The 12,013-nt window shown below is 60.1% G+C and carries 9 protein-coding genes; 7 read left to right on the forward strand and 2 right to left on the reverse strand.

Going from position 1 to position 12,013, the window contains the following annotated elements; translation table 11 throughout:
- Positions 1-2: 2 nt before the first annotated feature.
- Positions 3-2,756, reverse strand: a complete 2,754-nt coding sequence (locus ACA059_RS07340) for a response regulator (RefSeq protein ID WP_497633258.1) — start codon at positions 2,754-2,756, stop codon at positions 3-5.
- Positions 2,757-2,970: 214 nt separating this feature from the next.
- On the opposite strand from ACA059_RS07340, the gene ACA059_RS07345 reads away from it, so the two are divergent.
- The 7 genes from ACA059_RS07345 (at position 2,971) to ACA059_RS07375 (ending at position 11,442) form a co-directional block, all read left to right on the forward strand.
- On the forward strand, positions 2,971-3,693 hold the full coding sequence (locus ACA059_RS07345) for a response regulator transcription factor (protein ID WP_497633259.1): 723 nt from the start codon (positions 2,971-2,973) through the stop codon (positions 3,691-3,693).
- Positions 3,680-5,110, forward strand: a complete 1,431-nt coding sequence (locus tag ACA059_RS07350; protein WP_497633260.1) for a sensor histidine kinase — start codon at positions 3,680-3,682, stop codon at positions 5,108-5,110. The genes ACA059_RS07345 and ACA059_RS07350 overlap by 14 nt, the downstream gene beginning before the upstream one ends.
- A gap of 169 nt (positions 5,111-5,279) precedes the next feature.
- Positions 5,280-6,182, forward strand: coding sequence for a cysteine synthase CysM (gene cysM, locus ACA059_RS07355; RefSeq protein ID WP_140667392.1), 903 nt, complete (start codon positions 5,280-5,282; stop codon positions 6,180-6,182).
- Positions 6,182-7,534 carry a 23S rRNA (uracil(1939)-C(5))-methyltransferase RlmD gene (gene rlmD, locus ACA059_RS07360; RefSeq protein ID WP_497633261.1) on the forward strand — a complete coding sequence of 451 codons (1,353 nt, stop codon included), beginning with the start codon at positions 6,182-6,184 and terminating at the stop codon, positions 7,532-7,534. Before cysM ends, rlmD begins: the two co-directional genes overlap by 1 nt.
- A gap of 123 nt (positions 7,535-7,657) precedes the next feature.
- A complete protein-coding gene (gene relA, locus ACA059_RS07365; protein ID WP_497633262.1) occupies positions 7,658-9,901 on the forward strand; it encodes a GTP diphosphokinase in 2,244 nt (747 codons plus the stop codon).
- Positions 9,902-10,037: 136 nt separating this feature from the next.
- Positions 10,038-10,871: a nucleoside triphosphate pyrophosphohydrolase gene (gene mazG / locus ACA059_RS07370; protein ID WP_497633263.1), complete on the forward strand. Its 834-nt coding sequence runs from the start codon at positions 10,038-10,040 to the stop codon at positions 10,869-10,871.
- 28 nt (positions 10,872-10,899) lie between these two features.
- Positions 10,900-11,442: a DUF2058 domain-containing protein gene (locus ACA059_RS07375; RefSeq protein WP_497633264.1), complete on the forward strand. Its 543-nt coding sequence runs from the start codon at positions 10,900-10,902 to the stop codon at positions 11,440-11,442.
- Positions 11,443-11,512: 70 nt separating this feature from the next.
- Here the strand turns inward: ACA059_RS07375 and ACA059_RS07380 are convergent, their stop codons facing one another.
- Positions 11,513-11,701, reverse strand: a complete 189-nt coding sequence (locus ACA059_RS07380) for a hypothetical protein (protein ID WP_095132420.1) — start codon at positions 11,699-11,701, stop codon at positions 11,513-11,515.
- Between the last annotated feature and the right edge of the window lie 312 nt (positions 11,702-12,013).

Here is a 12,013-nt window from a genome sequence, read left to right on the forward strand (position 1 = left end):
CATCAAGCATTTATACGGGCATGGGCGGCCAGGCGATTGATGGCCCGGTCGAGGTCTTCCAGTGCGCTGGGGGCTTTCGGGTCCTGTTGCTTGAGCAGGGTTTCGCTGCGCTGGCAGGCAGCGCGCAGTTGCGGGACGCCGCAATAGCGCGTCGCGCCGTGCAGGCGGTGGACGCGCTCGATCAGGGCGTTATGGTCGTTGGTTTCCCGGGCGAAGCGAATCGCCTCGCGATCGGCTTCCAGCGACGCCAGCAGCATTGCCAGCATGTCCGCGGCCAGATCGGCCTTGCCGGCGGCCAGGCGCAAACCTTCTTCGTGATCGAGCACCTGCAACTCATGACCGCCACCGTGGCTGTCGCTGGAGCGCTCCGGCCCATGATTGCGCAGCGCGAGGCCGGTCCACTTCAGCACCACCTGGGCCAGCTGCCGTTCGCTGATCGGTTTGGTCAGGTAGTCGTCCATGCCGCTTTGCAGCAACGCGCGTTTTTCGTTGGCCATGGCGTGAGCGGTGAGGGCAACGATTGGCAGCGGTGTGCAATGCCGCTCACTTTCCCACTGGCGAATCGCTTCAGTGCTTTGCCGCCCGTCCATGCCGGGCATCTGAACGTCCATCAGCACCAGGTCGAAGGTTTCGGTCTGCACTGCCTTGACCGCCGCGTAACCGCTTTCCACCGCGAGGACTTTGGCGCCCATGTCTTCGAGCAGGGTTTGCACCAGCAGCAAGTTGGCCGGGTTGTCGTCGACACACAGCACTTTTGGCGCACGACTGGACACCGGTTCGCCGGGTTCGCTGCGGTGCTGACGCGGGTTGACCAGGTCGGACAAGGCCCGCCGCAGCTTGCGGGTGCAGGCCGGTTTGGCCTGGAGCTGGCTGTGCGGGTTGGGCACCGAGAGGTGGAACAGCGTCTGTTCGGTGGTCGGGCACAACACCAGCACCTTGCAGCCCAGGTGTTCGAGGTCCCAGATGTGCTGGTTGAGGCGCTCTGGTGGCATGTCGTTGCTGGTGATGCCGAGCACCGCCAGGTCGATCGCCTGATCGGTCTGATGCGCGCCGGTCACGCCATTAGTCAGGCTTTCCAATGTATTGAACGGGGTGACGTCGAGGCCGCAGTCTTCCAGTTGATGCTGCAACGCCTGACGGGCCAGTTCGTGGTTTTCCAGCACTGCCACCCGACGCCCGAGCAACGGCGGACCGGGCAGGTCTTCGGCGTCGTCGCGGGTTTTGGGCAGGCTCAGGCTGATCCAGAATTCCGAGCCTTCACCGGGCGTACTGTCGACGCCAATCTCACCGCCCATCTGTTCGATCAGGCGTTTGGAAATCACCAACCCCAGACCGGTGCCGCCAGGTTGCCGCGACAGCGAATTGTCAGCCTGGCTGAAGGCCTGGAACAAGGCGCGCACGTCCTGGTTCGACAGCCCGATGCCGGTGTCCTGAATGCTGATGCGCAGTTGCACGCTGTCTTCGTGCTCTTCTTCAAGCATGGCCCGGGCGACGATGGTGCCTTCGCGGGTGAACTTGATCGCGTTGCTGACCAGGTTGGTGAGGATCTGCTTGAGCCGCAGCGGATCACCCACCAGCGACAGCGGCGTATCGCGATAAACCAGGCTCACCAGCTCCAGTTGCTTGGCATGGGCGGCCGGGGCGAGGATGGTCAGCGTGTCCTGGAGCAGGTCGCGCAAGTTGAACGGAATATTGTCGAGCACCAGTTTGCCGGCCTCGATTTTCGAGAAGTCGAGAATCTCGTTGATGATCCCCAGCAGGCTGTCGGCGGACTTTTCGATGGTGCCCAGATAGTCGAGCTGGCGCGGGGTCAGCTCGCTTTTTTGCAGCAGATGCGTGAAGCCGAGAATGCCGTTGAGCGGCGTGCGGATTTCATGGCTCATGTTGGCCAGGAACTCGGATTTGATCCGGCTGGCTTCAAGGGCTTCCTTGCGCGCCAGGTCCAGTTCGATGTTCTGGATCTCGATGGTTTCCAGGTTCTGGCGCACGTCTTCGGTGGCCTGGTCGATGCTGTGTTGCAATTCTTCCTGTGCGTTCTGCAGGGTGCCGGCCATGCGGTTGATGCCGGACGCCAGTGTGTCCAGCTCCTGGCTGCCGAGGGGCGGCAGTCGGGTTTCCAGATGACCGTCCTTGAGTTGCGCCACCGCTTGCTTGATCTGACTCAGCGGCCGATTGATGCTCCGACCCATGCGCAACGCCAGTAACGCCGCACCGGCCAGGCCTGCGCCGATCAGCAGCAGGCTGGCGAACAGGCTGCGGTAACCGCGTAGCAGCATGCCGTTGTGGGACAGTTCGAGTTCGACCCAGCCCAACAGGCGGTCGGCTTCTTCGGGAATCAAGTCACCGGCCAGATTGCGGTGCTTGCCGAACACCGGCAGCAAGTAACGCGTCGCGTCATTGCCGCTGCGGCGCAGCATCTGCGAACTGTTGCCGACCGGCGCCTGATTGAGCATGGTCGGGCCGGCATGGGCCAACAGGGAGCGGTCGGGCGCGAGGAACGATACGGCGCGAACGTCCGGTTGCTCCAGCGATTGGGTGGCAATGCGTTCCAAAAGCTCGGTGTTCTTGTGGCCCATGGCCGGGGCCACCAGGGGCGCCAGTTGTTCGGCGATCATCTCGCCACGCTGCATGAGCTGGGTTTGCAGGTCGGATTGCTGCATCCAGGTGAAATAGCCGCCCAGAACCAAGGCCATCAGGCTGGTCGGCAACAGGGTCAGCAATAGCACGCGGCCTTTAATTCCCAGTTTCTTGAGCACGCATCTCTCCTGCATCCAGCGAATTAATGACCTGCACGTACGTCCAGCACGCGCCACCTGCGCAGTGTAGCGATTTGCAGGCGGGCAATCTTCGTAAAATTGATGTCGGCATTCGTCGGCTGGATCGCCACTTTTACCTCACGGGCAAACCTTGTGTTGCCCGCAGCGAGGCAATCTTGAATAATCGCCAACTGAGAATTATTTGCAGATAGTCATGACTCCCATCACTGCCAGCCATCCTCGTATCCTGTCTATAGAAGACGACCTCGTACTCGGTGCTTATGTTCATGAGCACCTGGGGCGCTGCGGTTTTCAGGTGACGTGGTGCCAGAACGGTCTGGAAGGCTTGACCATCGCCCGCCAGCAAGCCTTCGATGTGGTGCTGATGGATATTCTGCTGCCGGGCCTGGACGGGCTGAATGTACTGACGCAGTTGCGCCAGAGCCATTCCACCCCGGTGGTGCTGATGTCGGCGCTCGGTGCCGAGGCGGATCGCATCAGTGGTTTTCGGCTGGGCGCCGATGATTACCTGCCCAAACCTTTCAGCATGGTCGAGTTGCGGGTGCGCATCGAAGCGATCCTGCGGCGTGTCGCGCTCGACCGCCGGCCAGCGCCGGCACCGATTGCCCCTTCGGCGGACAGCCTGCGTTTCGACGATGAATGCTGTGATGTCTTTTATGGCGAACACGCTGCCGGCCTGACCCGCAGCGAATACCGGTTGCTGGAAACGCTGAACCGCAATGGCGATGAAGTCCTGAGCAAAGCCTTCCTTTACCAGCATGTGCTGCAGCGCGGTTACGCGCCCCATGACCGCAGCCTCGACATGCATATCAGTCAGATCCGCCGCAAGCTCAAGGCCGTCGGTTACGTCGAGCGCGAAGTGCGCACGGTGTGGGGCAAGGGTTACGTATTGAGTGCTGTCGATGAAGTGGACTGACCTGCCGGGCAGGCATTCGCTGTTCTGGAAACTGGCGTGTTTGTTGGTGGCGTTCTGTCTGCTGATGATCTGGCTCAGTTGGTCCTGGGGGCGCTACATGGAACAGAAAAACCTGTTCCTGTCCGACGAGGCGCGGGGCACGCTGACGCGCTACGCCGCCGAGGCCGAGCAGGTGTGGAATGAGCGCCAGGGTGCGGGCATCGATGCCTGGTTGCAGAGCGTCGGGCATCGCGAGTCGACATGGGTCGGTGTGATTGGCGGCGATTTGCAGTCATTGAGCAGTTACCCGCTGACGGAAAAAGAAACTCAGCGCCTGACCTTTTTACGCGGTCTGGACTGGCCGACTAGTCGCCATACCAAAGGTTTGCCGTGGTTGAGAGTGCCGTTTCCCAACGATCCGTCCGTTGGCAGTCTGGTGATCGAACTGCCCCAGCGTTTCGTACCTGGGCACTACCGGGTGTTCTGGCGGGTGATCACCAACGGGGTGATTCCCGGTCTGTTCACCTTGCTGTTGTGCGTCGGTCTGTATCGGTTGCTGGTCGTGCCTTTGAACAGTCTGCGCGAACAGGCCAATGCCTGGTGTGCCGACCAGTTGAACGTGCGGTTGTCGAGCCGCATCACCCATCGCCCGGATGAGCTGGGTGAACTGGGCCGGGCCTTCGATCACATGTCCGAGCGCCTGCAAAGCACGGTGGCCCTGCAACAACAACTGCTGCGCGACCTGTCCCACGAATTGCGCACGCCACTGAGTCGCCTGCGGGTGGCCAGTGAAAGCGAGCAGGGGTTGACGCAATTGCGCGAGCGCATTGGCCGAGAGGTCGATGGCATGCAGCGTTTGGTGGAAGACACTCTGCAACTGGCCTGGCTCGACACCGAGCGCGCGCCGCTGCCCGAAGAATCGATCCAGGTTCAGGCGTTGTGGGAAATGCTCACGGAAAATGCCTGCTATGAAAGTGGCTGGCCGGCGAGCCAGTTGCAGTGTGCGGTGGATTCGTCCTGCTGGGTGCGCGGCCATCTCAATACGTTGGCTCAGGCGCTGGAAAACATCCTGCGCAATGCCATTCGTCATTCACCGCAGGGCGGCGTTGTGCGCCTTGGTGGGCAGCGTGATGGCGATTTCTGGCATGTGTGGCTGGAAGATGAGGGTGGCGGGGTGGCAGAGGCAGATCTTGAGCGGATCTTCTGTCCGTTCATTCGACTCGACGGTTCACGGCCGGGGGATGGCGGGTTCGGGTTGGGGTTGAGCATTGCGAGGAATGCGGTGCAGCGGCAGGGTGGGAGTTTGTGGGCTGAGAACACTGAGTCCGGGTTGCGGCTGAATATGCGGTTGGTGGCTGATATTGATGGCGTTAGTGATGACGCTTTCGCGAGCAAGCTCGCTCCCACAGTGGAAGTGTGTCGGCCACAAATTGTGTGATCAACCCTGATCCCTGTGGGAGCGAGCTTGCTCGCGATAGCGATCTCACATCTGCCACAAAATACGGCCTTATTCCCATAAACCATAAGCACCGTACTTTGCGTGATATGGCCTGCGAAGGTTTGCCGGTATGATAGGCGCCCCCGCAGTCTGGATTGCGAATTACGCCATGACCTTGCAGTACCCAACCATCGCCGATTGCGTCGGCAACACTCCGCTGGTCCGTTTGCAGCGCCTGCCCGGCGCCACCAGCAACACCCTTTTGCTCAAGCTCGAAGGGAATAATCCGGCGGGTTCGGTCAAGGACCGTCCGGCGCTGTCGATGATCACCCGCGCCGAGTTGCGCGGGCAGATCCACGCCGGCGATACGCTGATCGAAGCGACCTCGGGTAATACCGGGATTGCGTTGGCCATGGCCGCCGCAATCAAGGGTTACAAGATGATCCTGATCATGCCGGACAACTCCAGCGCCGAACGTAAAGCCGCCATGACGGCCTATGGCGCCGAGTTGATCCTGGTCACCCAGGAAGAAGGCATGGAAGGCGCTCGCGACCTCGCCCAGCGCATGGAAGCCGAAGGCCGTGGCAAGGTGCTGGACCAGTTCGCCAACGGGGATAACCCTGAAGCGCACTACACCACCACCGGCCCGGAAATTTGGCGTCAGACCGAGGGCACCATCACCCATTTCGTCAGTTCGATGGGCACCACCGGCACCATCATGGGTGTCTCGCGGTACTTGAAAGAGCAGAACGAAGGCGTGCAGATCGTCGGCCTGCAACCGATGGAAGGCTCGGCGATTCCGGGCATCCGTCGCTGGCCGCAGGAATACCTGCCGAAAATTTATCAGGCCGATCGTGTCGACCGTATCGTCGACATGGCGCAAAGCGAAGCCGAGGACGTGACCCGTCGTCTGGCCCGCGAAGAAGGCATTTTCTGCGGCGTGTCCTCGGGCGGTGCCGTGGCAGCCATGCTGCGTCTGTCCAAAGAAGTTGAAAACGCGGTGATCGTCGCGATCATCTGCGACCGTGGCGACCGTTACTTGTCGACCGGCATTTTCGACGCGCCCAACTGATGGCCAAGCAAGAGAGAGGCCTGCGCTTCCAGCCCACCGGCGGCAGCAAGACCCCGCAAATTCCGACTGGCAAAAAGCAGCGCTTGAGTATTGAGCGCCTGGCTAATGACGGTCGCGGTATCGCGTTTTTTGAAGGTCGCACCTGGTTCGTCATCGGCGCATTGGCCGGTGAAGAAGTCGAAGCACGCGTATTGGGCGCCCACGGAAAAGTGGTCGAGGCGCGCACTGAACGGGTGTTCCAGGCCAGCGAGCTGCGCCGCCCGGCACCGTGTCCGCATGCCGGTCGCTGTGGCGGTTGCAGCGTGCAACATCTGCCGCACAACGAACAACTCGCCCTGAAACAGCGCATGCTCGCCGAGCAACTGTCCAAGGTCGCCGGTGTCGAACCCGAAGAGTGGGCAGCGCCATTGAGCGGTCCGGAATTCGGTTACCGCCGTCGTGCCCGAGTGGCGGTGCGCTGGGACATGAAGGCGAAAAAACTCGAAGTCGGTTTCCGCGCGGCGGGCAGTCAGGACATCGTTGCGATCAACGAATGCACGGTGCTGGTACAGCCCTTGCAATCGATCATGACCCGCTTGCCGGAAATGCTTCGGCGCTTGAGCAAACCTCAGGCGCTGGGGCATGTGGAGTTGTTCAGCGGTTCGTCGCTGGCGGTGTTGCTGCGGCACATGGCGCCGCTGTCCGACGCCGACATGACGATCCTCAAGGATTTCTGCGCGTTCCATGAAGCCCAATTGTGGCTGCACGGCGACGGGGAACCGCAACCGGTCGAGGCTGACCAGTCGTTGGGTTATCGACTTGAGCAGTGGGATTTGAACCTGGCGTACCGGCCAGGGGATTTCATCCAGGTCAACGCCGGGGTCAACGAAGCGATGATCGCTCAAGCGTTGGAATGGCTGAAGCCTACGGCGGAGGAACGAGTTCTCGATCTATTCTGTGGTTTGGGTAACTTTGCGTTGCCGCTGGCCAAAGTCGTTCGCGAAGTGGTGGCGGTGGAAGGTGTGCAGGCGATGGTCGAGCGAGCAGCCGCGAACGCTGCTAGCAACAATCTTCATAATGCGAAGTTTTTTCAGGCCGATTTATCCCAGCCTTTGACCGATGCCGAATGGGCGCGCGAAGGCTTTTGTGCGGTACTCTTGGACCCACCGCGTGACGGTGCTTTCGAGGCAGTGCGCAAGCTTGCGTCCCTGGGCGCCAAACGGTTGGTGTATGTGTCGTGCAATCCGGCAACTCTGGCGCGCGATACGGTCGAATTGATCAAGCAGGGCTACCGGTTAAAACGTGCCGGGATTCTCGATATGTTTCCTCAGACGGCACATGTCGAGGCCATGGCGTTATTTGAAGCGAGCTAGGACGGCTCGTCTGGTCCGACTGGCCCGCCCGTGCAGCCGCGTACCGGCCCTGATGTGGGCGCACGGGCAACGAAGGTCAGCGATTTGACGCATTGAATCTGCGTCGTAGGGAAGGTAAGCAAGATGGTACAGGTGAGAGCACACCAGCCGATCAACACCGACGGCAGTATCAATCTCGAGGCTTGGCTCGATCACGCGGTCAGTGTCGATCCGGCACTGGATCGCGAAGCCTTGAAGGAAGCGTGCGAGTTTGCTCGTGCGTCTGAACAACAAGCCAATGCGGCGAAAAACCTGTGGTCCGAAGGGACCTCGAGTTTCCGCACGGGCCTTGAGATCGCCGAGATTCTCGCCGACCTCAAACTCGATCAGGATTCGTTGGTTGCCGCGATCCTGTATCGCGGCGTGCGCGAAGGCCAGATTGAATTGCCGGCGATCAGCCAGCGCTTCGGTCCGGTGGTCGCCAAACTCATCGACGGCGTGTTGCGCATGGCGGCGATCAGCGCCAGCCTCAGCCCCCGTCAATCCCTGGTGCTGGGCACGCAGGGCCAGGTGGAAAACCTGCGCAAGATGCTGGTCGCCATGGTCGACGACGTTCGCGTCGCGCTGATCAAACTGGCCGAACGCACCTGTGCGATCCGTGCGGTGAAAACCGCCGATGACGAAAAACGCAACCGCGTCGCCCGTGAAGTCTTCGACATCTACGCGCCTTTGGCTCACCGTCTCGGTATCGGTCACATCAAGTGGGAGCTGGAGGACTTGTCCTTCCGTTACCTCGAACCCGATCAGTACAAGCAGATCGCCAAGTTGCTGCACGAGCGGCGTCTGGATCGCGAGCGCTTCATCGCCGACGTGATGACTCAGCTGAAAAATGAATTGCAGGCCACCGGCGTCGATGCCGACATCAGCGGCCGGGCCAAACACATCTATTCGATCTGGCGCAAAATGCAGCGCAAGGGTCTGGAGTTCAGCCAGATCTACGACGTGCGCGCCGTTCGCGTGCTGGTGCCGGAAATGCGCGACTGCTACACCGCGCTCGGTATCGTCCACACCCTGTGGCGGCACATCCCGAAAGAATTCGACGACTACATCGCCAACCCGAAAGAGAACGGCTACCGCTCGCTGCACACCGCGGTGATCGGCCCCGAGGGCAAGGTGCTGGAAGTGCAAATCCGCACCCACGCCATGCACGAAGAAGCCGAGCTGGGCGTTTGCGCGCACTGGAAGTACAAGGGCACCGACGTCAAATCCGGCTCCAACCACTACGAAGAGAAAATTTCCTGGCTGCGCCAGGTCCTCGAGTGGCATGAAGAATTGGGCGACATCGGCGGCCTGGCTGAACAGCTGCGGGTCGATATCGAGCCGGACCGGGTCTACATCTTCACCCCGGACGGTCACGCCATCGACTTGCCGAAGGGCGCGACGCCGCTGGACTTCGCCTACCGCGTGCACACTGAAATCGGTCATAACTGCCGTGGCGCGAAGATCAACGGGCGCATCGTGCCGCTCAACTACAGCCTGCAAACCGGTGAACAGGTCGAGATCATCACCAGCAAGCACGGCACCCCGAGCCGCGACTGGCTGAACCCGAACCTGGGTTACATCACCACCTCGCGGGCACGGGCGAAGATCGTTCACTGGTTCAAATTGCAGGCGCGCGATCAGAACGTCGCCGCCGGTAAAACCTTGCTGGAGCGCGAACTCAGTCGTCTCGGTCTGCCAGCGGTGGATTTCGACAAGCTGGCCGAAAAGGCCAACATGAAAATGGCCGAAGACATGTTCGCCGCGTTGGGCGCAGGCGATTTGCGTCTGGCACAACTAGTGAACCTGGCGCAGCAACTGGTTGAACCGGAGCGCGGCAACGAACAGCTGGAACTGATTCCACGCAAGGCCACCGGTTACAAACCGGGCAAGCGCGGCGACATCCAGATCCAGGGTGTGGGCAACCTGATGACCCAGATGGCCGGCTGCTGCCAGCCGCTGCCGGGGGATGCGATCGTCGGTTACATCACCCAGGGTCGTGGCGTGAGCATTCACCGTCAGGACTGCGCCTCGGTGCTGCAACTGGGCGGGCGCGAGCCCGAGCGGATCATCCAGGTCAGCTGGGGGCCGGTGCCGGTGCTCACCTATCCGGTGGACATCATCATCCGCGCCTACGACCGGTCCGGCCTGCTGCGTGACGTTTCGCAAGTGCTGCTCAACGAGCGGATCAATGTGCTGGCGGTGAACACCCGCTCGAACAAAGAGGACAACACCGCGTTGATGTCCCTGACCATCGAGATTCCGGGGCTGGATGCACTGGGGCGGTTGCTGGGGCGGATTTCCCAGTTGCCGAACATCATCGAAACCCGCCGTAACCGTACGCCGTAAGCGGTGATCGGTCCCCTGTAGGAGCTGCCGAAGGCTGCGATCTTTTGATTTTCAAGAGCAAGATCAAAAGATCGCAGCCTTCGGCAGCTCCTACAGGGATGTGATTTGTCTGATGCACCGCTAACCGAGAAGATTGATGTATTCACTTGAAGACTTGCTGCACCTGATGAGCCGTCTGCGCGACCCGCAGTTCGGCTGCCCGTGGGACATCAAGCAAACCTACGAAACCATCGTCCCGCACACCCTAGAGGAAGCCTATGAAGTCGCCGACGCCATCGAGCGCGGTGACTTCGATCACTTGCAGGGTGAGTTGGGGGATTTGCTGTTCCAGGTGGTTTATTACAGCCAGTTGGCACGGGAAGAAGGGCGATTCGAATTCGCGGGTGTCATCGACAGCATCACCCGCAAGTTGATTCGCCGTCATCCGCACGTGTTTCCTACCGGTGATCTGTACGCGCCGCTGGATGTTCCGCGTCTGAATGAAGATCAGGTCAAGCAGCGCTGGGAAGAGATCAAGGCTGAAGAACGGGCGGAGAAATCTTCGGCGCCCGAACAGCTGTCCTTGCTCGACGACGTACCAGCAGCACTGCCGGCATTGTCTCGCTCGGCGAAGTTGCAGAAGCGCGCGGGGCAGGTCGGGTTCGACTGGCCTGACGCCTTGCCGGTGCTCGACAAAGTGCGCGAAGAGCTCGATGAAGTGCTCGAAGCCATGGCCGACAATGACTCGGTAGCGATTGCCGATGAAGTCGGTGATTTGTTGTTTTCCGTGGTCAATCTGGCGCGTCATCTCAAGGTCGATCCCGAAACTGCACTGCGTGGCGCCAACAGCAAGTTCGAAAGACGCTTCCGTTTTATCGAACAGGCATTGCGCGACACCCACCGTCCCATAGAAGATTGCACCCTCGAAGAGTTGGACGCCTTGTGGGGCGAAGCCAAACGTCAGGAAAAGAATTTGCCCAGCTGCGGTTGAGCAGTTGCCTAAGTGAGTAATAAGCACCATGAGCATTTCCCTTCGCGACCAGTTGCTCAAAGCAGGGCTGGTCAACCAAAAGCAGGCCAAACAGGTCGGCAAAGATAAGCAGAAGCAGCAGCGTCTGGCCCACAAAGGTCAGATCGAACTCGATGACTCCCAGCAGCGTGCCGCCCAGGAAGCCATGGCCGAGAAGGTCAAGCGCGACCAGGAGCTGAACCGTCAGCAACAGGAGAAGGCCGAGGCCAAGGCCCGCGCCGCCCAGGTCAAGCAATTGATCGAAGTCTCGCGTCTGCCGAAGCTGACGACCGAGGACTACTACAACTTCGTCGACGACAAGAAGGTCAAGCGCATCTCCGTCAACACCCTGATGCGCAACAAGCTCAGCAGCGGTTCGCTGGCCATCGTGCATCACGCCGGCGGTTATGAAGTGATCCCGCGTGAGGCGGCCCTGAAGATCCAGGAGCGCGATCCACAGCGTATCGTGCAGCTGAATGTGAAGACCGAAGAAGTCGCTGTCGAAGACGATCCGTACGCGGCCTATCAGATCCCGGACGATCTGATGTGGTAAGCCGTTAAAGGCTGCAACAACGACAAACCCCGCTCATGGCGGGGTTTGTCGTTTTCAATGCTGTCATTGCTTATGCGGATTGGAGCTCTCGTTGCTGCTCCAGTTTTTCCAGTTCGGCCTTGTAGCTGTGGGCATCGGTTTCGGAGTGGAACATCCCCACCAGCATGTCTTGTTGGTGCACGTCCCAGATCCGGATACCGGCGGCTACGCCTTCGTGGGACTTATGTGAATCGTCGCGTTCAGTTACTTTTACAGTCATCTGCTAGCTCCAATCTCTGTTATCTGCAGCAAGGCGTGTGCAGGACTCCGTTATATGTTTGGTTAGCCTGCTAAGTAAACGACTGAGTTTGGTAACGGACTTTTGCGAGTTTGGTAAAAGTCCTGCAGCCCGCCAAACACGCGACATTCGGTCGCAGGGCATTGAGTTTCATGACAAAAGCTTCATGTTCGTGACGCAGTCCATGAAGACACAAAACCTGTAGGAGCTGGCGAAGCCTGCGATCTTTTGACTTTGATAATCACAAACAAAATCAAAAGATCGCAGGCTTCGCCAGCTCCTACAGATGACCGT

Source organism: Pseudomonas sp. LBUM1647, from assembly GCF_059716175.1.